Annotated in this window: 19 protein-coding genes; 8 read left to right on the forward strand and 11 right to left on the reverse strand. The window is 67.9% G+C overall.

Features of this window, described 5'->3' with window-relative positions; all coding sequences use genetic code 11:
- Positions 1 to 63 precede the first annotated feature (63 nt).
- The 3 genes from ACODT0_RS26705 to ilvB form a co-directional block, all read right to left on the reverse strand.
- Entirely contained in the window at positions 64 to 642 is a 579-nt protein-coding gene (locus ACODT0_RS26705) for a TetR/AcrR family transcriptional regulator (RefSeq protein ID WP_057595414.1), read from the reverse strand.
- A 74-nt stretch (positions 643 to 716) separates the two neighbouring features.
- On the reverse strand, positions 717 to 4,262 hold the full coding sequence (locus tag ACODT0_RS26710; protein WP_489042722.1) for an indolepyruvate ferredoxin oxidoreductase family protein: 3,546 nt from the start codon (positions 4,260 to 4,262) through the stop codon (positions 717 to 719).
- A gap of 130 nt (positions 4,263 to 4,392) precedes the next feature.
- On the reverse strand, positions 4,393 to 6,243 hold the full coding sequence (ilvB, locus tag ACODT0_RS26715) for a biosynthetic-type acetolactate synthase large subunit (protein WP_489042723.1): 1,851 nt from the start codon (positions 6,241 to 6,243) through the stop codon (positions 4,393 to 4,395).
- A gap of 122 nt (positions 6,244 to 6,365) precedes the next feature.
- On the opposite strand from ilvB, the gene ACODT0_RS26720 reads away from it, so the two are divergent.
- A complete protein-coding gene (locus tag ACODT0_RS26720; protein WP_057595424.1) occupies positions 6,366 to 6,803 on the forward strand; it encodes an Lrp/AsnC family transcriptional regulator in 438 nt (145 codons plus the stop codon).
- 70 nt (positions 6,804 to 6,873) lie between these two features.
- On the opposite strand, the gene ACODT0_RS26725 is transcribed toward ACODT0_RS26720, so the two are convergent.
- Complete coding sequence (locus ACODT0_RS26725) at positions 6,874 to 8,658, reverse strand: carboxylesterase/lipase family protein (protein WP_489042724.1); 1,785 nt, start codon at positions 8,656 to 8,658, stop codon at positions 6,874 to 6,876.
- A gap of 328 nt (positions 8,659 to 8,986) precedes the next feature.
- Between ACODT0_RS26725 and ACODT0_RS26730 the strand changes: the two genes are divergently transcribed.
- Complete coding sequence (locus ACODT0_RS26730) at positions 8,987 to 10,957, forward strand: sensor histidine kinase (RefSeq protein WP_489042725.1); 1,971 nt, start codon at positions 8,987 to 8,989, stop codon at positions 10,955 to 10,957.
- A gap of 19 nt (positions 10,958 to 10,976) precedes the next feature.
- On the opposite strand, the gene ACODT0_RS26735 is transcribed toward ACODT0_RS26730, so the two are convergent.
- The 3 genes from ACODT0_RS26735 to ACODT0_RS26745 form a co-directional block, all read right to left on the reverse strand.
- Positions 10,977 to 11,414: a hypothetical protein gene (locus tag ACODT0_RS26735; protein WP_057598634.1), complete on the reverse strand. Its 438-nt coding sequence runs from the start codon at positions 11,412 to 11,414 to the stop codon at positions 10,977 to 10,979.
- A complete protein-coding gene (locus tag ACODT0_RS26740) occupies positions 11,399 to 11,656 on the reverse strand; it encodes a hypothetical protein (protein WP_057595408.1) in 258 nt (85 codons plus the stop codon). Before ACODT0_RS26740 ends, ACODT0_RS26735 begins: the two co-directional genes overlap by 16 nt.
- Positions 11,657 to 11,827: 171 nt before the next feature.
- Positions 11,828 to 12,229: a hypothetical protein gene (locus ACODT0_RS26745; protein WP_261210972.1), complete on the reverse strand. Its 402-nt coding sequence runs from the start codon at positions 12,227 to 12,229 to the stop codon at positions 11,828 to 11,830.
- Between the two features lie 44 nt (positions 12,230 to 12,273).
- On the opposite strand from ACODT0_RS26745, the gene ACODT0_RS26750 reads away from it, so the two are divergent.
- On the forward strand, positions 12,274 to 13,569 hold the full coding sequence (locus tag ACODT0_RS26750) for a serine hydrolase domain-containing protein (protein WP_296734791.1): 1,296 nt from the start codon (positions 12,274 to 12,276) through the stop codon (positions 13,567 to 13,569).
- A gap of 11 nt (positions 13,570 to 13,580) precedes the next feature.
- On the opposite strand, the gene ACODT0_RS26755 is transcribed toward ACODT0_RS26750, so the two are convergent.
- Entirely contained in the window at positions 13,581 to 13,994 is a 414-nt protein-coding gene (locus tag ACODT0_RS26755) for a hypothetical protein (RefSeq protein WP_489042726.1), read from the reverse strand.
- Positions 13,995 to 14,119: 125 nt separating this feature from the next.
- On the opposite strand from ACODT0_RS26755, the gene ACODT0_RS26760 reads away from it, so the two are divergent.
- Both ACODT0_RS26760 and ACODT0_RS26765 read left to right on the forward strand, forming a co-directional pair.
- Positions 14,120 to 14,527, forward strand: coding sequence for a GFA family protein (locus tag ACODT0_RS26760; protein WP_296734794.1), 408 nt, complete (start codon positions 14,120 to 14,122; stop codon positions 14,525 to 14,527).
- Positions 14,528 to 14,554: 27 nt separating this feature from the next.
- Positions 14,555 to 15,046 (forward strand): hypothetical protein, encoded by a 492-nt coding sequence (locus ACODT0_RS26765; protein WP_296734796.1) that lies wholly within the window; start codon positions 14,555 to 14,557, stop codon positions 15,044 to 15,046.
- 227 nt (positions 15,047 to 15,273) lie between these two features.
- Here ACODT0_RS26765 and ACODT0_RS26770 read toward each other — a convergent pair whose 3' ends face one another.
- Positions 15,274 to 16,479: a DUF2314 domain-containing protein gene (locus ACODT0_RS26770; protein WP_296734797.1), complete on the reverse strand. Its 1,206-nt coding sequence runs from the start codon at positions 16,477 to 16,479 to the stop codon at positions 15,274 to 15,276.
- Positions 16,480 to 16,810: 331 nt separating this feature from the next.
- Here ACODT0_RS26770 and ACODT0_RS26775 point away from each other — a divergent pair, with 331 nt between their 5' ends.
- Entirely contained in the window at positions 16,811 to 17,614 is an 804-nt protein-coding gene (locus ACODT0_RS26775) for a GNAT family N-acetyltransferase (RefSeq protein ID WP_296734799.1), read from the forward strand.
- 52 nt (positions 17,615 to 17,666) lie between these two features.
- Here ACODT0_RS26775 and ACODT0_RS26780 read toward each other — a convergent pair whose 3' ends face one another.
- Complete coding sequence (locus ACODT0_RS26780; protein ID WP_489042727.1) at positions 17,667 to 18,323, reverse strand: dihydrofolate reductase family protein; 657 nt, start codon at positions 18,321 to 18,323, stop codon at positions 17,667 to 17,669.
- A 218-nt stretch (positions 18,324 to 18,541) separates the two neighbouring features.
- On the opposite strand from ACODT0_RS26780, the gene ACODT0_RS26785 reads away from it, so the two are divergent.
- Both ACODT0_RS26785 and ACODT0_RS26790 read left to right on the forward strand, forming a co-directional pair.
- Positions 18,542 to 19,285 carry an immunity protein Imm33 domain-containing protein gene (locus ACODT0_RS26785; protein WP_489042728.1) on the forward strand — a complete coding sequence of 248 codons (744 nt, stop codon included), beginning with the start codon at positions 18,542 to 18,544 and terminating at the stop codon, positions 19,283 to 19,285.
- Between the two features lie 17 nt (positions 19,286 to 19,302).
- Positions 19,303 to 19,737, forward strand: a complete 435-nt coding sequence (locus tag ACODT0_RS26790) for a VOC family protein (protein ID WP_489042729.1) — start codon at positions 19,303 to 19,305, stop codon at positions 19,735 to 19,737.
- Positions 19,738 to 19,816: 79 nt separating this feature from the next.
- Here ACODT0_RS26790 and tuf read toward each other — a convergent pair whose 3' ends face one another.
- Positions 19,817 to 21,013 carry an elongation factor Tu gene (tuf, locus tag ACODT0_RS26795; protein WP_489042730.1) on the reverse strand — a complete coding sequence of 399 codons (1,197 nt, stop codon included), beginning with the start codon at positions 21,011 to 21,013 and terminating at the stop codon, positions 19,817 to 19,819.
- Between the last annotated feature and the right edge of the window lie 375 nt (positions 21,014 to 21,388).

Raw genomic sequence — 21,388 nt, forward strand, 5'->3', positions numbered from 1 at the left:
CGGATCGATCGATCCAAAATAGAGCAAAAAAAAGCGCACCCGAGTCCGGGTGCGCGCACGAACTCAACGCAGACTTCGCATGGCCATCCGCGCGACGTCGCGCAGGTCCTCGGCCGAGGCGCCGCCGCGTCCCGAGATCTTGAGCCCCGACAGCGTGGCCATCAGGAACTGCGCGGCCGCGCGCGGCGCGAGCGCGGCATCGATCTCGCCCGCGGCCTGGGCCTCGCCGATGCGGCCCTCGATGGCCGACTGCAGCATGCGGCCCGCGGTGTCGGTCAGCAGGCTGACCTCGGCATCCCCGCGGCCGAACTCGCAGACGGCGCCGATGCCCATGCAGCCCGGCTGTCCGTGCGCGCCGAAATGGGTCGCCATGCCGTCGAGCATGGCCTCGAGCCCCGCGCGCGGCGAGGCGGCGCCATGCAGCGCGCGGATGTGCTGCGACACATGGCCCACGGCGTACTGCTGCAGCGCCTCGAGGTAGAGCCTGCGCTTGTCGCCGAAGGTGTCGTACATGCTCTGGCGGCTGATGCCCATGGCGGCGAGCAGCATCTCGGTCGAGGTGCCGTCGTAGCCGTGGTCGCAGAACACGGCGATCGCGCCCTGCAGGGCGGCGTTGCGGTCGAAGGCTTTGGGTCGGGCCATGGCGGGCGAGTCTATCGATTCCGGATCACCTTGTCCAAAACAGGTGATTCCGGAATCGCCCTCGCCCTCCCCCCTCAGGCCGGCACCGCCTCGCGCGCCACCGCGCCCGCCTCGGCGCGCGGCGCCACGAGCCGCGCGCGCAGCGCATCGCGACGCACCTGCGCGGCGGCGATGCTCGCCTCCTTCACATGGCCGTAGCCGCGGATCTGCTCGGGCAGCTTCGCGAGCGCCAGCGCCGTCTCGGCGTCGACCTCGTCCCAGCGCGCGAGGATGTCCTCGATGTCCGCGCGGTACTCCTCGATCAGGCGGCGCTCCGTCCGGCGTTCCTCGGTGCGGCCGAAGGGATCGAAGGCCGTGCCGCGCAGCCGCCGCAGCGCGGCCAGCACGCGGAAGCCCTGCAGCATCCACGGCCCGAAGGCGCGCTTGACCGGCCGGCCCTGCGCATCGCGCTGCCCGAGGATCGGCGGCGCGAGGTGGAAGCGCAGCTTGGGCGTGCCCTCGAATTCCTGTTGCAGTTTCTTCATGAAGTCGCCGTCGGTGTACAGGCGCGCGACCTCGTACTCGTCCTTGTAGGCCATCAGCTTGAACAGGTTGGCCGCCACCGCGCGCGTGAAGCGGTCGCCGCGGCCGCGCGCCTGCTCCACGCCGCGCACCCGCGCCACGAAGTCCGAGAAGCGCCGCGCATAGGCCGCGTCCTGGTAGGCCGTGAGGAAGGCGGTGCGGTCCGCGAGCGAGGCGTCGAGCCCCTGCGGCAGCTGCAGCGCCACCGGCCGCGCGGGCGAGGCCTCGCGCGCCACGGCCGCGAGGTCGAGCGCGGCGCGCCGGCCCCAGTGGAAGGCCTGCTGGTTGGCCTTCACGGCCACGCCGTTGATCTCGATCGCGCGCAGCAGCGCGGCCGAACTCAGCGGCACATAGCCCTTCTGGAACGCGAAGCCCAAGAGGAACAGGTTGGCCGCGATGGCATCGCCCATGAGCCGGGTCGCGAGGCCGGTGGCGTCGATGAAGTCGGCCTTGCCGGCCACCGATTCCTCGATCAGCGCACGCACCTGGCCGGCCGGGAAGGTCCAGTCGGGGTCCTGCGCGAAATGGCCGGTGGGCTGCTCGAAGGTGTTCACCAGCGCATAGCTGCGGCCCGGGCGCATCTTGGCGATGGCGTCGGGCGCGCCCGCGGTCAGCATGTCGCAGCCCAGCACCAGGTCGGCCTCGCCGGTGGGAATGCGCTGCGCCTTGAGCTGCGCCGCGTCGCGCGCCAGCCGCACGTGCGAGGTCACCGAGCCGTTCTTCTGCGACATGCCCGTCATGTCGAGCACGCTCGCGGCCTGGCCCTCGAGATGCGCGGCCATGCCGATCAGCGCGCCGATGGTGATGACGCCGGTGCCGCCGATGCCGGTGATAAGGATGTTGTGCATGCCCTCGATCGCATGCACGGGCGGCTCGGACAGCGCCGCGTCGGCCTCGGCGCCGCGCGCGGCCACGGGCTTGATGCGCCGCGGCTTCACGCCTTCCACGCTCACGAAGCTCGGGCAGAAGCCCTTGACGCACGAGTAGTCGGCATTGCACGCGCTCTGGTCGACGCGGCGCTTGAGGCCATGGGGCGTGGGCTGCGGCAGCAGCGAGGTGCAGTTCGACTGTTCGCCGCAGTCGCCGCAGCCCTCGCACACGGCCTCGTTGATGAACACGCGGTGCGAAGCCTGCGGGAACTCGCCCTTCTTGCGGCGCCGCCGCTTCTCGGCCGCGCAGACCTGGTCGTAGATCAGCACCGACACGCCTTCGTAGTCGCGCAGCGTGCGCTGCACCGCGTCCATCTCGTCGCGGTGGTGGATGGTGAGGACGAAGCCGCCGCCATCGGCCGGCAGCGGCGAGCGGTCGCGCCAGCGCGTCGGGTCCTCGGCCACCAGCGCGATGCGGCGCACGCCCTCGGCCGCCACCTGGTGTGCGATGCGCGGCACGCTCACGGGGCCGTCGACCGGCTGGCCGCCGGTCATCGCCACCGCGTCGTTGTAGAGGATCTTGTAGGTGATGTTCACGCCCGCGGCCACGGCGGCGCGGATCGCCATCGAGCCCGAGTGGTAGTAGGTACCGTCGCCGAGGTTGGCGAACACGTGGTGGCGCTTCGAGAACCAGGCCTGGCCGAGCCAGGGCGCGCCCTCGCCGCCCATGTGGGTGGTCGTGCGGTTGTGCTCGGGATAGATCGCGGTCGCCATCACGTGGCAGCCGATGCCGGCCAGCGCCAGGCTGCCCTCGGGCACCTTGGTCGAGGTGTTGTGCGGGCAGCCCGAGCAATACCAGGCCGGCCGCGCCGGGGTGGCCACGGCCTTGCCGAGCACCACGTCCTTGGCGTCGAGGATCGCCAGCCGCGTGCGGATCATGTCGCTGGTGTGGAAGCGCGCCACCCGCGCGGCGATCACGCGCGCGATCTGCGCCACCGAGAAGTCGGCCGTGGCCGGCAGCAGCCACTGTCCGCGCGGATGCGCGCCCCATTCGCCGCGCTCGTCGAACTTGCCGATCACGCGCGGGCGCACGTCCTCGCGCCAGTTGTAGAGATGCTCCTTGAGCTGGTACTCGACGATCTGGCGCTTCTCCTCGATCACCAGGATCTCGTCGAGCCCGTCTGCGAACTCGCGGATCGAGTCGGGTTCCAGCGGCCAGGGCATCGCCACCTTGAACACGCGGATGCCGATGCGCGCCGCCTCGGCCGCGTCGATGCCCAGCTCCTCGAGCGCCTCCAGCGCATCGCGGTACGACTTGCCCGAGGCCACGATGCCCAGGCGCGCCGAGGGCGCGTCGATGGTCACGCGGTTGAGCCGGTTGGCGCGCGCATAGGCGATGGCCGCGTAGATCTTCGCGTCCTGCATCAGCGCCTCCTGCTTGCGCGCCTGCACGCCCAGCGTGTCGGTCGACAGCCGCGCATGCATGCCGCCCGCGGGCGGAACGAAGTCTTCGGGCAGCAGGGTGCGCACGTTCTGCGCGTCGGCCGGGATCGAGCCCGACGATTCCACCGTGTCGGCCAGCGCCTTGAAGCCCACGGGCAGCCCGGCGAAGCGCGACATCGCGAAGCCGTGCAGGCCCAGCTCGATGTACTCCTCCACGCTCTGCGGATAGAGCATCGGGATCATCGAGGCCGCGAACAGGTGGTCGCTCTGGTTCGGCAGGGTCGACGAATAGGCGCCGTGGTCGTCGCCCGCCACCAGCAGCACGCCGCCATGGGGCGAGGTGCCCGCATGGCTCATGTGCTTGAAGACGTCGCCGCAGCGGTCCACGCCCGGCGCCTTGCCGTACCACATGGCGAACACGCCATCGACCGCGCTCTCGCCGGTCAGGTGCACCTGCTGCGTGCCCCAGACGGCGGTGGCCGCCAGTTCCTCGTTCACGCCGGGCAGGAACTTGACGTGGTTGGCATCGAGGTGCGGCTGCGCCTTCCACAGCGCCTCGTCGAGCCCGCCGAGCGGCGAGCCGCGGTAGCCGGAGACGAAGCCGGCGGTATCGAGGCCGTTGGCCTGGTCGCGCCATCGCTGCACGAGCATGAGGCGCACCAGCGCCTGGATGCCGCTCAGGTAGACGCGGCCGGACGTGGATGTGTACTTGTCGTCCAGCGAGACGCTGGCGAGATCGTGGGACATGAGAGAAGGCTCCGGTAAGAGTCGCGAGAGATGCCCGTTCGGCCACCGGTAAGCGGCCTGCGGGCGGAACACGCGCCGCGGGTAAGCGGCGCGCGCTGGGGAAGATAGCGCAGCGCGGAGGATCGTGGGTTCAGGCCTCCTTCGGCTGGTACCAGCGGTCCTTGGCCAGCATCAGCTCGTTGTGCGCCGCGCCGGCCGGCATCATCGGAAAGCAGTTCTCCTGCGCCGCCACCTGCACGTCGAGGAAGAACGGCCCATCGCTCGCCAGGCATTCGGCCAGCGCCGCCGGCAGCTCGGCTGGGTCGCTCACGCGCCGCGCGCCCCAGCCGAAGGCCTTGGCCAGCGCCACGAAATCGGGCAGCGCCTCGTTCCAGCTGTGGCTCAGGCGGTTGCCGTGGTTGAGCTCCTGCCACTGGCGCACCATGCCCATGTAGCCGTTGTTGCACAGCACCAGCTTGACCGCCGCGCGGTGCTGCACCGCGGTCGAGAGCTCCTGGATGTTCATCAGCACCGAGGCGTCGCCGCTCACGCACACGGCCAGCGCCTCGGGATGCGCCACCTGCGCGCCGATCGCGGCCGGCAGGCCGTAGCCCATGGTGCCGGCGCCGCCCGAGGTGAGCCAGCGGCGCGGCCGGTCGAAGCGCAGGTACTGCGCGGCCCACATCTGGTGCTGGCCCACGTCGGTCGAGACGATGGTGTCGCGCCCCGTGTCGGCGATCGCCTGCTGCAGCGAGGCCATGAGCCGTTGCGGCAGGATCGCGTCGGTGCGCGGCGCGAAGCCCAGGCAGTCCTCGGCGCGCCAGCGCTCGATGCGCTGCCACCAGGGCGCGAGCCGCGCGGCCTCGAAACGCTCGGGCAGCAGCGCGAGCAGCGCCTCGAGCACGGCGGTGCAGTCGCCCACCATCGGCACGTCGACCTGCACCACCTTGTTGATGCTGCTCGGGTCGATGTCGATGTGGATCTTGCGCGCATGCGGGCAGAAGCGGTCGAGCTTGCCGGTCACGCGGTCGTCGAAGCGCGCGCCCACGCAGACCACGAGGTCGGCCTCGTGCATCGCGAGGTTGGCCTCGAGCGTGCCGTGCATGCCGAGCATGCCGAGGAAGGCCGGGTCGGAGGCCGGGAACGCGCCCAGCCCCATCAACGTGAGCGTGCACGGCGCATGCAGCCGCCGCACCAGCTGCGTGAAGGCCTCGCAGGCCGCGGGGCCGGCGTTGATGAGGCCGCCACCGCCATAGAGCACCGGCCGGCGCGCGGTCGAGATCAGGTCGGCCGCGCGCTGCATGCAGGCGCGCGGCGGCACCGGCGAGCGATGCGTGCGCAACGGCCGCGGCTCGGGCACCGGCGCGCCCTGCCCCGGCAGCGCGAGCTGCACGTCCTTCGGCACGTCGAGCAGCACCGGGCCGGGGCGGCCCGAGGTAGCGACCTCGAGCGCGCGCCGCACCATCGTCGGCACCTCGTCGGGCCTGCGCACCTGGTGGTTCCACTTGGTCACCGGGCGCGACATGCCCAGCGCATCGCTTTCCTGGAAGGCCTGCGTGCCGATCACCGCGGTCGACACCTGGCCGCTGATGCACAAGAGCGGCACCGAATCGCTGATCGCGTCGAGCAGGCCCGAGATGGTGTTGCCCACGCCCGGCCCCGAGGTGACCAGCACCACGCCCACGCGGCCGGTGGTGCGCGCATAGCCCTCGGCCGCGTGCACGGCCGCCTGCTCGTGGCGCACCAGCACGTGGCGCAGCCGCGGCTCGCCGTGCAGCGCGTCGTACAGCGGCAGCGCGGCGCCGCCGGGGTAGCCGAAGATGGTGTCGACACCGCAGGCCACCAGCGTGTCGAGCAGCGCCTCGGCGCCGTTGCGCACGCGCGGCGCGGTGTCGATGGCGAGCGCGGCATCGAGGGGCAGGTCGGTGGCCGCGCCGATGTCCGAAGAATTTTCGGAATTCAGCGTCGAAGCGAGGTCGGTGGGGAGGTCGAGCAGTCTCATGCCGTCAATTCTTCCGTGTTTGAGGCAGAATTTGCTTCTGATTTTTGGATATTCAGGCCTCGAACATGAAAATCAATCGCAAATCTTCGCAAGATGACGAAGGACTTTTCGACAAGATCGACATGGCGATCCTCCGGGTGCTGCTGCTCGATTCGCGCAAGACCCTGCAGGACATCAGCGCCGAGGTCGGCCTCTCGCCCACCAGCTGCTGGACGCGCATCAAGAAGCTCGAGGCGCAGGGCGTGATCAAGCGCTACACGGTCGACATCGATCCGGCCAAGCTCGGCTACCAGGACTCGGTGATCGTGCAGGTCACGCTCGAGAGCCACACCGACGAGACGCTCTACGACTTCGGCCGCACCCTCGCGACCATCCCCGAGATCCAGGAGGCCTACCTGGTCTCGGGCGACTACGACTACTACATCCGCATCGCGGTGCGCGACACGCGCGACTACGAACGGCTGCTGCGCGAGAAGCTCTACAAGATCCCCGGCATCCGGCACAGCAAGTCGCACTTCGTGCTGCGGGTGCTGAAGGAAGCGAGCATGCCGATCCTCTGAAAGGAAAAAAAGCCGCCCGGGGCCGGCATATCCGGCCCCGGGCGGCTCGGGCGCTCGCGCGCTACGCGCCTTACTGCTGCACCGTGATCGCCTTCGCCGTCAGCGAGGCATCGAAGTTCAGCATCGCCGGGTACTGCGGCCAGTTCACGCCCAGCGCCGCGTTGTTCGGATCGCCGCCGCGCGCGAACGCCGCCAGGCTCTTCATCATCGCGTCCGACAGCTGCAGCCGCCCCGGCTCGTTGGCCTTCGAATTGGCGAACTTCGAATAGAGCGAGGGCCCGAAGTTGCCGAACACGAACGGAAGATCGAAGGTGTGGGCCGCGCCGAAGATGTCGTTGAACGGCGCCGGCGACTTGTCCCAGTTGAACTGGTACCACCACAGCGGCACCTTCTGCGCCGCGAGCACCGGAAAGATCTGCTTGCGCAGCGCGATGAAGAAGTACTGGTTGTAGAGGTCGGTGCGCGCGTTGAAGCCGGTCACCGGCGTCGTCACCGGCAGGTACTGGCCCGGGATCCACTGCTCGAGCGAGGTCGTCGGGGCCGCGTTCGGGTCGTAGTTGTAGGCCATCGAGAACACCGTCGGGTCGTCGAGCAGCCGGCCGCTGATGCCGCCGAAGGCGGGCGAGGTCGCGAGGTTCTGCGGGAACAGCTTGGTCTCGTCGCGCGTGTAGCCGGCCAGCACCGGCACCTTGAGGAACTCGCCCGCGTTGATCGCCGCGATCGGGTTGGTCGGCACCACCACGCCGTCGTTGAGCGGATTCGAGGCCGACAGCCCCTGCGGCGCCAGCTTGTTGAGCACCGTCTGCAGCAGCGTGTCGGCGCTCTTCGAGCGCAGGTAGGCCGCGAGGTCGGCATTGCTCTGCGACGCGATGTAGGCGGTGGCCGCCGCCGTGTCCTTCACCGTGCCGTCGGCCACCAGCAGCGCCGCCAGCAGCGCGTTGTTCTGGTTCGGCACCGTGGTCGCGGTGGCGACACCGCCGCTCAGCGGCACCAGGCGCTGGAACAGCGCGGGCTTGGTGTTGACCACCAGCGGCGAGACCATCAGCGCATAGACGTTGACCGCGCCGGCCGACTGGCCCATCAGCGTGACGTTGCCCGGGTCGCCGCCGAAGCGCGCGATGTTCGCGTTGACGAACTTCATGCCCTTGATCAGGTCGAGGATCGCGTAGTTGCCCGAGTCGTCGTTCGCGTCCACGCCGGCCTTGAGCTGCGGCGAGGCCAGGAAGCCGAGGATGCCGAGCCGGTAGTTGATCGACACCACCACCGCGTTGGCCGCCTTCGCGAGCGCCGCGCCGTCGTAGACCGGGTCGCCGGTGTAGCCCGTGATGTTGCTGCCGCCGTAGACGAACACGATGACGGGCAGTTTGTCGGTCGCGGCCGCGGTCGAGGGCGTCCAGATGTTGAGGTAGAGGCAGTCCTCGGAACCCGTGGTCTTGCCGATCGAGCTGCCGATGGTCTCGTCGTAGCGGTTGTTCTGGCCCGGGCCGTAGAGCCGGCCGGTCTGCGCGCAGGCGTTGCCGAGCTTCTGCGTGGTCTTCGTCGCGGTCCACGGCTCGGGGTCGACCGGCGCCTTCCAGCGCAGCGCGCCGACCGGCGGCTTGGCGAAGGGCACGCCCTTCCAGCTGTAGGTGCCGTTGGTCGCGGAGTCGTCGTTGCCCTGCACGGGTCCGTAGGCCGTGGTGCGCAGCACCGGGGACTGCGCGGGTGGTGGCGTGTCGGGCGGCGGGTTGCTCGTCGTGGGCGGGGGCAAGGCCACGAAGCCGGCACTGCCGCCTCCACCGCCGCCGCAGGCCGTGAGTTGCAGCAGGGCGAGAACGGCGCAGGCGGCACCGGCGCGCAGATGGCGAATCGTCATGAAGTCTCCTGTTTTTTCCAGTGGTGATGGCCGCCGGCCCGAGGACCGATGGCCATCCGCTAGTCTCGGCAGGCTGCACCCGGATTCCAATGTGGCGCGCGCACACCTTTGGCCCGCGTTCTATGTGAGGGCAAGGGCCGCGGGGGCGATGGCGCGCCGATAATTGCCGTCGACCCGCGAAGACGGGACAACGAACGGGCTGCCAGTGCGCGCGGCCGTTCGATCGGGGAGAAACCGGCGGCCCGCGGGCGCGCCGCTCGCTGCAAAGGCCGGCGTCCGTCCGGCGCACGCCGCGAGCCGACAGCGAGCTCCAGGGCGCAAGCGTTCGATGAGACAGGGCAACAACGACGGCGAGCAAGCCGGTCGGGGGATCGCGGCCTTCTGGCGCGCGCTGCCGCTGATCGTGCTGTTGCTGCTGTGCTGCGCGCGTGCCCCCGCCGCGGCGCCCGTGCTGCCGGGCGACCACCCGATCCACATCACCGAGGCCGAGCTGCAGTCGGTCAACGGCACCGGCTTCACGGCCCCGCCGCTGCTGTCGGTCGACGCCGAACTGCCGCGCGGCGGCTGGAAGCCGGTCGGCCTGCCCTACACCGCCGAGCGCGAACTCGTGCCCACCGCTTCCAGTGGCGTGCGCACCGTCACCGACTGGTACCGCCTCGACCTCGGCGCGCTGCCGCCCTCGACCCAGCCGCGGCTGCTCTACCTGCCGCGCTGGAAGACGCTGGGCCACATCGCCGTGTATGGCGACGGCGTGCTCATCTACCAATCGCACGGCAGCCCGATCCACAACGGCTACAACCATCCGCTGCTGCTGCCGCTCAACCTCGCGGCGCAGGCACCCACGCCGGCCTCGGTGCTGATCCGCGTCGACCGGCTGCGCAACAGCGGCAGCGGCCTCTCGACCGTGTGGGTGGGCCACGAGGACGACCTGTCCTGGCGCTACCAGGCGCGCCAGATGCTGCAGGTGCAGCTGCCGTTCATGGGCAGCGCCGCCTTCCTCGCGGTCGGCGCCTTCGCCTTCGCCGTGTGGCTGGGCAAGCGCCGCGAGCCGCTCTACCTGCTGTTCTTCGCCATCTCGGCGGCGGCCTTCCTGCGCATGCTCCATTACTACGTGGGCGGCAGCTACATCCCGATGTCGGACGAGTGGTTCGAGTGGATGACCGTGGCCAGCCTGTTGTGGCTGATCCTGCTCATCCACCTGTTCCTCGAGCGCCTGCACGGCCAGCCCTCGCCCTGGCTCACGCGGCTGACGGTCGGCCTCGTGCTGGCCTGCAACCTCGCCACCGTGCCGCACGTCTCGCGCTCGATCGTCAGCCTGTACCTGTTCACCCCGCTGCTCAACCTCGTCGTGCTGCCCGTGGCCGTGCTGATCTTCTCGGTGAACCTGCGCAAGGCCTACCGCGTGCAACTGCCCGAAGGCCGGCTGGTCGCGGCCTGGACCATGATCGCCGTCCCGTTCACCTGCTACGACGCCCTGCTGCAGAACAACCTCCTGGGCCCCGAGAGCGTCTACACCTCGCCCTACGCCATCATCGGCCTGTTCTTCGTCTTCTCGTACATCATGTTCCTGCGCTACACCGGCGCCTTCGCCGAGGTCGCGCGGCTCAACAAGGGCCTGGCGCACCGGCTGCGCGAGCGCGAGGACGAGCTCAAGCAGAGCTACGAACGGCTGCGCGTGGTGGAGAACGAGCAGATGCTCAACGCCGAGCGCCGCCGCCTCATGCAGGACATGCACGACGGCCTCGGCTCCTCGCTGATCGGCGCCATACGCTCGGTGGAGCAAGGCAGCATGAGCGAGACCGAGATCGCCGACATGCTCAAGGCCTGCATGGACGACCTCAAGCTCGCCATCGACTCCATGGAGATCGTCGACCCCGACCTGCTGCTGCTGCTCGCGACCCTGCGCTTCAGGCTGGCGCCACGCATCGAGAGCGCCGGCATCTCGCTGCGCTGGGAGGTGCAGCCCGTGCCGTCCCTGCCCTGGCTCGACCCGGGCAGCGCGCTGCACATCCTGCGCATCATGCAGGAGTGCATCGCCAACGTGATGCGCCACACGCGCGCCACCACGCTGCGCGTGAGCACCGCGGCCACCGACGATCTGGTGTGCGTGACCATCGAGGACAACGGCGCGGGCTTCGACGTGGCCGAGGCGCTGCAGCACGGCGGGCGCGGATTGCGCAATCAGCAGCAGCGCGCGAAGGCCATCGGCGGATCGGTCGGGTGGCAGTCGGGGAGCGCGGGGACGCGGTTCACGCTGTGGTTGCCGATCGAGCGCGAAAGCGTGCCCGCCGCGACCTGAGCCCCATCGGTGCTGCGACTCAGAGGCGTGCGGCGGCGTTCGGATGGCTCGGCAGGCGCAGCGTGCTGGCCTCGGCATCTTGCGGGCATGGCGCATCGGAGTAGATCGCATCGCCCTCGGGCATCACGCACTTCTGGACCTCGATGAAGGCCGGGACCGTCTTGTTCGTGGTCGCTGCGGCGCTGGCCATCGTGGTGTCCAGCTTGGCGATCGATGGCGCGACCGGTGCGCGGGCCGATTCGGCCGGCTGGGTGCTGTCGATGGTGGACCTGGGCGCCTTCACGTGCTCCGGCATGATCGATGGCGGCAAGCGCGGCGCGCGCCCGGCGCTCTCATGCACCAGGCTGCTGAGCGCGAGGTAGAACAGGAACACCGCGAGCACGGCGACGCCCAGCCCCAGGGCCCAGTACCTGGGCGCGCGGACGGCGCGCAGCGATTCCATCAACGGCGCGGCCATGCCAGGCCTCCGGACTGCAATGCACCCGCCAGCTTCGCGATGCCGCCGGTGCCGCTCGCGGCCCGGCCGATCAACGCACCGCCCGCCGCCCCGGCGACGATGCGCGTGAGGAAGGAACGGCTGCGGCCGGCGGCCAGCAGCAGCAACACGCCGGCGCCGAGCACGATCAGGTGCTCGCCGGGGTAGTCGGCGCGCGCGGCGTCGACCTGCTTGAACTTGTCGATGGTTTGTTCGAGGGTCATGGCTGGAGACCTTTCTTGTCTTCAGCCTTTCTAGTTATGCGCACCATGCGGGCTTGTAGGCGGGCACCATCCGCTTTCTAGGAATCCACCTCGACCAGGCGGCGGAGACTGCCGCATGCCGGGACGGAATTCACCCGGCCAACCTATCCTCACAGAAGGAGGCAAGCCACCTCACCACCCGATGTGCGCGAATCCACCCTCATGATGGAAGACGCTCAGAGCAGCGATCTCTCGCCAGAGAAAAATGACGTCTCCGTCGAAAACGAACTGCGGTGAGCGATCCAACGTTCTACGCAGTTCGCCTCCCTGGCATTGAATCGGTTGCCCACTGCGAAAGCTCTCATCGGTCACGACGACAACATCTCCCTCGGGGAAAGACTTCCCCGCAAACACCAGATCGAAGAGTTGGAGCTTGGCATCCGGTGCATCGAGGTCAGGCCAATCCGTGACCAAGACGAATTCGTAGGCGATCTCGCGGCGATCTGCAGCTTGCAGGATCGAGTCCGGCAGGAGCTTCGCGCCGGGAAGCACGCGCTCCAGAAGTTCGAGCGGCAGTGAGGGAAGGCCCGTCATGTTCATCGAGTGGGGTGGCAAGCAGATAGCCAGGACAAGAGGCAATGCGTGTCTCCAAGAGACCAAGCGCCCGGACAGTCGTGTTCCATCCGGATGAGGACGATCATCGCACCTCGGTAGACTCGAATCGCATGCAGTCCGATAGCGACACCAAACGCCGATTGACCTCTTGGTGCGCATGCGGCCTTGCCCTGCTGCTCGCCAGCGCCTGCACGACCGCCCCGCCCGCGGCATCGCCAACCTTCCCCGAAGCCTCCTGGGCCACCGCCCCCGAACCCGCATCGGCCAGCGCCTGCCGCCGCAGCCTCGACGCGACCCGCACCTACGTGCGCACGCTCGACACGACCGCGCTCATGGCCGTGCAGGACGGTCGCGTGCTGTTCAGCGAAGGGCCGGTCCAGGCTGTGAGCATCGTGTTCTCGGTGCGCAAGAGCGTGCTGTCGATGATGTACGGCAAGTACGTCGCCAACGGCGCCATCGACCTCGATCGCACGCTGGCCGAACTGGGCATCGATGACATCGGGGGCCTGCTGCCCATCGAACGGCAGGCCAGGCTGCGCGACCTGCTCGCCGCCCGTTCGGGGGTCTACCACGCAGCCGCCAATGGCGGAGACGATACGGCCGCCGCGCCGCCTCGCGGCTCGCAGGCGCCCGGCAGCTACTTCCTCTACAACAACTGGGACTTCAACGCCGCCGGCACGGCATTCGAACGCCTGACCGGCCAGGGCATCTATCAGGCCTTCGCGCAAGACCTGGCGGCGCCGCTGCAACTCGAGGACTTCGATATGGCTCGCCACGCGCGCACCGGCAATGCGAAGCGGTCCCGACACCTCGCCTATCCCTTCTACCTGTCCACGCGCGACATGGCGCGTCTGGGCTACCTGATGCTGCGCCAGGGCAACTGGCGCGGGCAGCAACTGGTGCCGGCCGACTGGATCGGGCAGATCACGCGCGAAGCGACGCCCTCCACCCAGATGCATCCACCGCACACGGCGCGACGCGGCTTCGGCTATGGCTACCTGTGGTGGCTGCTCGAGGAGCCGCCCGACTCGCCACTGCATGGCGCCTACATGGCGTGGGGGGTGCACGGGCAGTACATCCTGGTCGTTCCGAAACGCGAGATGGTCATCGCGCACAAGCGGCAGGTGCCGGTGGGAGACGACTGGAATCCGAGCTGGGTCGGGCCGGTGGCGTTCCTGCGCGCTGCGCGCATGCTGGCCGAGGCACCCTGCCGTGCAAGTGAGCGGCAAGTAATCTCAGGCCGCCTTCTTGATAGCGGCCTGGACGCGCCCTTCGGACCGACAGCGAGATCTCGGAAAACCGTGTCTGCCCCGGACTGAAGTCCAGGGCCTCACCGGTGCCTGAGCCGCAGTCCGTACTTCGCGCCGAAACGTGCCGCGACACCCTGAATGAAAACGTAGACCACGACGAACGGTGCGAGAACGACCATCGCGAAGCCTGCGCTAGCTGCGGCGAGTGGCAGCACCAGCCCGGCGGCGCCGATCAAGCCTCCCCACCGCAAGGCCCGAACGCAACCTTGCGTCAAAAGCACTCCGCAGCCAAAGCCGATGCCCGCGCCCGACAGCCAGAAAGGAATGGCCACGAACCACTTGATGTGACTTGCCAAGGCGTACAGATAGACCCCCGACAGGTAGGTGCCGACGAGATTGATCAAAAACGGGACGGCAATCCGGATGAATGTCGACAACATTGCGCCATTCTGCCGCGCTCCATGCGGGGACACCTCCGCGAGCGGACTGCCCATGCCTTCGATTTCGAAACGGCTTTACCGGACACGTCCATTGCCACCACCGCCCCGATCGGATGCATGAAATACTCGCTTGTCCCAGGCTGCCCCATGCTCCCGGGGGACACCGAAGGAGATGACCCGTGCTCAAAGGAAGCTGCCTCTGCCAAGGCGTAGCGTTCGAGATCGACGGCACGATCAAGGACCCGCTGTACTGCCACTGCTCGATGTGCCAGAAGGCGCACGGCACCGCCTTTCGCGCGCGCGGCAAGATCCTGGCGAAGGACTTTCGCTGGACCAGGGGTGAGGAGTTGGTGCGATTCTACGAATCGTCGCCGGGTGACCACCGCGGGTTCTGCTCGGTGTGCGGCTCGAGCCTGATCAGCAAGCTCGACGCGAAGCCCGCCGTGTACGGTGTCGCGCTCGGCGTGCTCGATGGCGACCCGGGCGTGCGGCCGCTGTGTCATGTGTACGTGGGGTCGAAGGCGCCGTGGTTCGAGATCACCGATGCGTTGCCCCAGCACGAAACAAGGCCTCCCCACAGCGCCTGACCGCGCCACCCAACGAACACCGACGCAATGAAATTCCTCTTCTCCAGATTCCTCACGGCGGCGATCACCGCAGCCGGCATGGTCGCGCCGGCGCCCGCCCTGCCCGTCTCGCAGAACATGGAACTGATGGGCGCCATCGCCCGCGAGATCGTGAACAGCGGCGAGCCGCAAGGGGTCGACTGGGTCGAGGTCTCCGCGATCTTCTCGATCGATGCGGATGGCGACGTCAATGGCAGCTACGGCTATGTCTACGACGCCCGGGGCCAGGCCCATGCGGCCGCCTTCCTCGAGGACCCGATCGAGCGCGAGGTGAAGGCCTATCGCGACTGGCTGCTGCACAAGGGCCGCAAAGGCGACAAGGGCATCATCAAGATGCTCTTTCAGTTCAACCGGCAGACGCGCCGGGTTCGCGCCGATTTCGAGTACGAGGATCCCCGGCGCTGGCAGGTCACGCCAGCCAACCTCGATGCCAGGGTCAAGGAGTTGCGCCCCCATCTCGGCGCGGCGGACGGCAAGTAGCGCGCTCGCACCGGCAGTCCCGCGCGATGGTTCGCACGGGACCGCGCCGCATCAAAGCAGTTACATCCCCTGCGGGCAGGACCCCAGGCTGGGGCCAGCCTGTCAGTCGTGCGGGAAGGAGATGCGTCGGGAGGAGCTGTCGGCGCGGCTCAGCGGGTCGTTCGATGCGGAGCGGAGGGAGCGGTTGCAGGCGTTCAAAGCGGGGCGGGTGTAGGGCGAGCCAGCACTCATCGCTTCCCCGCTCCCCCACGCTCGATCACCTTCCCCGTCTCGTTCCCCTCCTCCCGTCCATCCGCATACCGCCGCACGTAGTCGAACACCTTCGCCTGCGACACCTTCACCATCTGCCCCGCGTGCAGGCCCGCCACTTCCACCGGCTCGTTCTTCAGCATGCCGTCGATCGCGTCGCCCTTCCAGCCCGTGACCTCGACCCACATCCACTCGTTGCCGCCGCTGCGGGTGATGAAGGGCGCCTTCACGAGGATGTATTCACCGGGCGCGAGGCCCTTGGCGAACGCGTCGCGCAGCGCGGACAGTTGCGCCCGGGCGAGCTTGCTGGCCGCGAGGATCTCCTCGTTGTGCTTGATGCGCGACACCGAATCGTCGGCGGCGCCGAAAGTGCTCTTGAGCAGCGCCACCTGCTGCGCCGAGCGATCCGGGCCCGGGTAGCGGTCGAAGCCGATCTCGTAGAGGCGGTTGCGCGGATCGCCGCTCTCCCAAGTGCCCGCCACCAGCGAGAGCCTGGCGGGCGTGGTGCCCTTGGCCTCCTTGTCCTTCGGGTCGCGCAGGCCGCCCTGCTTGAGCGTGCGCAGGTCCAGGTCGAACTGGCCGGGCCGCGCAATCTGCGCGCCCTCCACCATCGCCTGTGCGAAGCCGTTGACCAGCGTTCCCATCGGGCGGTTCATCGACCACGAGAACTGACTCACCACCACGTCGGGCAGGCCGAACTTGCCCATGCCCAGCGTGATGGCGCGCGCGAGCTTGTTGTCGGCCTGGTAGGCATGGATCACGATCTGCGAGGCGATGTCGGGAATGCCACCGGCCCAGGAGTCGACGCGCTGCTTCTGCCATTCGTCGGGCGTGAAGAGCTCGCGCGTCTCCTCGTCCCACACGAAGCCGTTGGTGTCGCGCGCCACCTGCAGCGTGAGTTCGAGCGCCTTGCGCATGGCCGGCAGCGCCAGCTTCGAGGGATGCGCGAAATCGACGATCAGCGCCTGGCTGCTGCCCTGCAGCGCCTCGGCCTGCTCACGCGTGATGCCATGGCCGAAGCGCTGCAGCATCTCCATCTCGGGCGCGCGATAGGTTTGCTGCACGGTCGTGGTGTTCCAGTTCGCGAACAGCACGGGGACGGAGACCTCGGAAGGCTTCGGCATTGATGCCAGCAGCCTGGGCGCATCGCCGAGCTTGGCGAGCCGGCTGCGCAGCGTGGCCATGGGATCGGCCTTGGGTCGCGGCGCGTAGTAGATCGCGAACTGCGCGTGGACCGGGCCGGCTTGCAGCGGCGAGCCTGTGGGTACGGGGGTGCCGGGCTTAGGGGCGGTGGGTGCCGCGGCTTGCGGGGTTTGTGCGAGCGCGGGCAACGGTACGAATGCCGAGGCATTCAACAGCAACGCGACAAGCACAAGAGGACGAGACAGCTTGAGCAGGATGCGCATGGTTCCGGGCGTGAATGGGTGAAGGAAAGTTCGGGGGATTGTCGGATGTTGCGCGACGCGTTTGGGCGGGCTCGATGCGTGGCTTGCAACCCCCTAGACTGCCGACGTCATGATCGCAACCCTGTTTGAACTGAAGCCCTCGGAATTCCACCGCGTCGCCCCCCTCTTCGCCAGTCTTCCCTACGGCCCGAGCATCCCGAACTCCGTCATCGCTGGCATCGGCCATGGAAGGATCTTCGCGAACGATCTGCTACGACCGACGGCCGCGCTCGTCTACAACAACGGCGCCTGCACGCTCGCCGGGACTGCCGACGATCCCGTCTTTGTCGAGCGCGTGTGCCAGTGGCTGCTCGAATTTCATGGCTCCGACTACTTCATCCTCTATGCCTTTCCGCAGGCATGGGAAGCGGCGCTGGACAGCACCTTCGGGAACTCGGTGAGAAAGCGACGCCGCCTCGACTTCGACTTCGATCGCGCAAAATTTGCAGGGATCGAGCGTCGGGAGAGCCCGATGCCGGCAGGCTACGAGCTTCGCCGCATCGATGAAGTCCTGATGCAGCAAATACGCGACGTTGCCAATCCCTACAGTCGCAGCTACTGGAGATCCGCCGCGGATTTCGAACAACACGGCCTAGGCTTCTGCGTGCTGCATCAGGATGCCATCGTCAGCATGTGCTACACCGCTTTCGCCTGGAATGGCCACCACGACATCGACATCCTGACTGCCGACGGCCATCGCGGCCAAGGCCTCGGCACGCTGGTGGCGCGCGCCTTCATCGATCACTGCGTGCAGCATGGCCTGACTCCGAACTGGGACTGCTGGTCCGATAACCAGCACTCGGCGGAGCTTGCGCGGCAACTGGGCTTCGAGGTGCGAGTGGAGGTCTCGACGTACCACGGGGTGCAGTCCTGACCGCCCCTGGGAACGTTCATATTGACTGGCGAACAGACATTGCTCGACCGCCTCAAGCCGCCTTGCGCCGCAAAAACATGTGCGTAGCCCGCTCCCCCGCCACCTGCCGCTCGCAGCGATAGCCCAGCGCGGGCAAGTCCAGTCCATCGAACAGCGCCTCGCCCTTGCCCAGCAGCACCGGCCGCACGGCCAGGTGCAGTTCGTCGAGCAGCCCGGCCTTCAAGTACTCGCGCACCGTCGCCACGCCACCACCCACGCGCACGTCACGCCCGCCCGCGGCATCGCGCGCCAGTGCCAGTGCCTCGTGGATGCCACCGGTCACGAAGTGGAAGGTGGTGCCGCCCTTCATCGTCAGCGGCGCGCGCGCATGGTGGGTCAGCACGAAGACCGGCACGTGGTACGGCGGCTCGTCGCCCCACCAACCTTTCCAGTTCTCGTCGGGCCAGGGGCCGCGCACCGGACCGAACATATTGCGCCCGAGAATCCAGGCGCCCATCGAAGCGAAGCCCTGCTCGGCGATCTCGTTGTCGACACCGGTTTCGCCCTTGGCCTCGCTCCCCTTCTGCATCTGCTGCCAGACCTGCGTGGGAAAGAACCAGTCCATGAGTTCGGGACCGCGAACGCCGAGCGGGTTCTGCAAGCTCTGGTCGAGGCCAGCGGCGAAACCGTCGAGCGAAACGCCGAAGCTGCGCACGAGCAATCTGGACATGCTGTCGTCTCCTGCAAAAGGGAGCCGCAGTCTAGCGCTCGGCGCTCCTGAAAAGCGACGACGTCATTGGTAATAAGAAGATTCGAAAGGTCGAACGCGCCACGGAGTCGGCTAGCATGCAGAGCGCGTCCCGAGGCCGCCATGGCTCGGGGAACCATGAGATTCATTCGGTGGCCTGCCGCGCTCGCGACGGCACCACTCGCTTCGAGCCCTTCCCCATGTCCCTGCGCTCCCTCTTCTCATCGCTCGGCAAGAACAAGCCCACTGAATCCCAGGCCGAGGCCCTTCACACGACCCAAGGCTGCCAACGCTTCGGCCACCCCGAGTTCCGCATTCGCGTGAGCAACAAGGCCATTCCCGATGCGGACATCGCCTGGTTCCTCCACTTCCTCGAGAGCCGCGTGGCCGAGGGAGAGAAGTTCAGCGGCGGCCAGAGCCTCCAGGTCGGCTGGATGTACACGATGATCGAGGACACCGACGACGGCTTGCTGCGGATCACGGAGCCGGACATGCAGCAGATCCCTGTGCGCTTCATCGATTCAGTGGACAGCACCCTGATGCAACTGCGCAACCAGAAAGACGTCGTCGAGAGCCTGGTCGCGGAGGTCGCGCCGGAATTTCCTTCCTTGCAGAACAGCGTCGTGGTGCACGTGGATTACAAGTCGGCGTCGCGCATCCTGCTCACGCGCGCGGAGCCTGACGACGCGAACGACTCGGGCTGGTGGTTCACCGATCTCGACGACAAGGAAGGTTCTCAAGATCCGTCGCGCTTCACGAAGACCTCGCTCTATCAGCTGGCCATCGACCGGCCGGACCTGGTGAAGTTCTTCGCCGTGCCGGCGGAGCTTCGGGTCTACATCAAGGGAACCGTCATCGCGGTGCTGGGGCCCGAAAGCGAGATCGAGCAGAAGCCCGGCTCCTACCTGAGCGAACTGAACCGCGCCGGACAAGAGCGCCCCTGACCAAAGGAACCCCAGCCATGACCATCAAGCGAATGGACAACGTCCTGATCGTCGTCGACGATCTCGAAGCCGTGAAGGCGTTCTTCATCGAACTGGGCCTCGCTCTCGAAGGCCAGACCACGGTGGAGGGGCCCGACGTCGGCAAGCTCGTCGGGCTCGGCAACGTGAAATCCACCATCGCGATGCTGCGCACGCCCGATGGGCAAGGCATCGAGCTCGACAAGTTCCACACGCCGGAGGCCGTGCGGTTCGGGCCCGTCGAAACGCCCGTGAACGCCCTGGGTCTTCGCCGCGTGATGTTCGCCGTCGAAGGCCTCGACGATGTCGTCGCGCGCATGAAGGCCCACGGTGCGGAAATCATCGGACAGATGCAGTACGGGGAGTCGTACCGGCTTGCCTACATTCGCGGGCCCGAGGGCATCATCGTCGGGCTGGCGGAGCAGCTCGGGTAGGCGCGGCGCAACGCGCGCACAAATAAAAAACCCCTGCCGCCCGCCAAGCGGACGACAGGGGAAAACAGGCCTCAGCCTTTCAGCCCAGCACCTCGGTCACGATCCCCGCGCCGACGGTCTTGCCGCCTTCGCGCATCGCGAACCGCATGCCGTTCTCGATCGCCACGGGCTTGTTCAGCTCGAAACCGATCTGCGCCTGCGCGCCCGGCTCGACCAGGCCGGTTTCGGTGTCGACGCGGATCACACCCGTCACGTCGGTCGTGCCGAAGAAGAACTGCGGCTGGTAGCCCGAACCGAACGGCGTATGACGACCGCCTTCGTCCTTGCTCAGCACGAAGACCTGCGCACGCCCCGTCCGGTACGGCTTCAGCGCACCGGGCTTCACGACCACCTGGCCTCGCACGACATCGTCGCGCTTGACCCCGCGCAGCAGCAGCCCGACGTTCATGCCGGCACGCCCCTCGGCGACGTCCTTGTGGAAGGACTGCACGCCGGTGACGACCACCTTCTCGTCGCCCGCCGAGCTGAGCCCGACGATCTCCAGGCTGTCGCCCACGCGGATCACGCCGCGTTCGACACGGCCGCTGATCACGGTGCCGCGGCCCGTGATGGTGTGCACGCCTTCGACGGGCATCATGAACGGCGCGGCGTAGTCGCGCACCGGATCCGGAATGCGCGAGTCCAGCGCGTTCACGAGCTCGACGATGCATTGCACGTCGGCACCCTCGAGGTCGCCGCGTTCGGCGGCGGCCAGCGCCTTCAGCGCGCTGCCGAAGACGAAGCGGGCATCGTCGTAGCCGTGCGCTGCCAGCAGCGCGCCGATCTCCATCTCGATCAGTTGCTCGATTTCCGCGCGGTCGCTCGCAGCCACCAGGTCCATCTTGTTCACGAACACCACCATGTGGCCGACGTTCACCTGGCGCGCCAGCAGCACATGCTCGATGGTCTGCCGCGCGGCGCCTTCGGTGCCGTCCACCAGCAGGATCGCGCCGTCCATCTGCGAGGCGCCGGTGATCATGTTCTTGATGTAGTCGGCATGCCCGGGGCAGTCGATGTGCGCGTAGTGGCGGCTGTCCGACTCGTACTCGACGTGCGAGGTATTGATCGTGATGCCGCGCTCGCGCTCTTCCTTCGCGTTGTCGATCTGCCCATAGGACAGCGCACGGCCGCCGATGCGAGCGGCCTGCACGAAGGTGAGCGCAGCCGTCAGGGTCGTCTTGCCATGGTCGACGTGACCGATGGTTCCGACATTCACATGAACCTTGTTGTTCATCATTTTTCTCCAGTTTCAGCGTTGAAAAGCCGATGCGATCCGCTGGCCAGGCGAAACGCTCGGCGGGTTGTCGGTGCGCGCGCACCAAACTCGCGATGCCCGCGATGCGGGCGAAAAAAAAGCCTGCCGGGGTGGACCACCCGACAGGCTTTCATTTCGGCCTGAAGGATGGACCTCCAGGCACACGAGGGCCTGGAAGCTCTACACGAACCACTCCACGGATTCGACGCACGACGCCGCACCGGCAGCGAATGCGGCGGAAGGAAGACGTTCTCGTTCGAGGCTCATGTCCAAATCTCCAAAAGGGGCAGGCGAAAAACAAAAAACCCGGTGGCTCGAGGCCTACCGGGTCTTGTGGAACACGGAGGCCGAGCCTCC

It is taken from the genome of Variovorax sp. FG153 (assembly GCF_057809595.1).

Bases quoted from the DNA above. Each gene is read 5' to 3' on its own strand.
- ACODT0_RS26720 (WP_057595424.1), top strand. From the start codon at position 6,366: ATGGCGATCCTCCGGGTGCTGCTGCTCGATTCGCGCAAGACCCTGCAG.
- ACODT0_RS26765 (WP_296734796.1), top strand. From the start codon at position 14,555: ATGAAATTCCTCTTCTCCAGATTCCTCACGGCGGCGATCACCGCAGCC.
- ACODT0_RS26785 (WP_489042728.1), top strand. From the start codon at position 18,542: ATGTCCCTGCGCTCCCTCTTCTCATCGCTCGGCAAGAACAAGCCCACT.
- ACODT0_RS26710 (WP_489042722.1), bottom strand. From the start codon at position 4,262: ATGTCCCACGATCTCGCCAGCGTCTCGCTGGACGACAAGTACACATCC.
- ACODT0_RS26780 (WP_489042727.1), bottom strand. From the start codon at position 18,323: ATGTCCAGATTGCTCGTGCGCAGCTTCGGCGTTTCGCTCGACGGTTTC.
- ACODT0_RS26755 (WP_489042726.1), bottom strand. From the start codon at position 13,994: ATGGGCAGTCCGCTCGCGGAGGTGTCCCCGCATGGAGCGCGGCAGAAT.
- ACODT0_RS26740 (WP_057595408.1), bottom strand. From the start codon at position 11,656: ATGACCCTCGAACAAACCATCGACAAGTTCAAGCAGGTCGACGCCGCG.
- ACODT0_RS26745 (WP_261210972.1), bottom strand. From the start codon at position 12,229: ATGACGGGCCTTCCCTCACTGCCGCTCGAACTTCTGGAGCGCGTGCTT.
- ACODT0_RS26725 (WP_489042724.1), bottom strand. From the start codon at position 8,658: ATGACGATTCGCCATCTGCGCGCCGGTGCCGCCTGCGCCGTTCTCGCC.
- ACODT0_RS26770 (WP_296734797.1), bottom strand. From the start codon at position 16,479: ATGGCCACGCTGCGCAGCCGGCTCGCCAAGCTCGGCGATGCGCCCAGG.
- ilvB (WP_489042723.1), bottom strand. From the start codon at position 6,243: ATGAGACTGCTCGACCTCCCCACCGACCTCGCTTCGACGCTGAATTCC.
- ACODT0_RS26790 (WP_489042729.1), top strand. From the start codon at position 19,303: ATGACCATCAAGCGAATGGACAACGTCCTGATCGTCGTCGACGATCTC.
- ACODT0_RS26705 (WP_057595414.1), bottom strand. From the start codon at position 642: ATGGCCCGACCCAAAGCCTTCGACCGCAACGCCGCCCTGCAGGGCGCG.
- ACODT0_RS26750 (WP_296734791.1), top strand. From the start codon at position 12,274: ATGCGTGTCTCCAAGAGACCAAGCGCCCGGACAGTCGTGTTCCATCCG.
- ACODT0_RS26775 (WP_296734799.1), top strand. From the start codon at position 16,811: ATGATCGCAACCCTGTTTGAACTGAAGCCCTCGGAATTCCACCGCGTC.
- ACODT0_RS26735 (WP_057598634.1), bottom strand. From the start codon at position 11,414: ATGGCCGCGCCGTTGATGGAATCGCTGCGCGCCGTCCGCGCGCCCAGG.
- ACODT0_RS26730 (WP_489042725.1), top strand. From the start codon at position 8,987: ATGAGACAGGGCAACAACGACGGCGAGCAAGCCGGTCGGGGGATCGCG.
- tuf (WP_489042730.1), bottom strand. From the start codon at position 21,013: ATGATGAACAACAAGGTTCATGTGAATGTCGGAACCATCGGTCACGTC.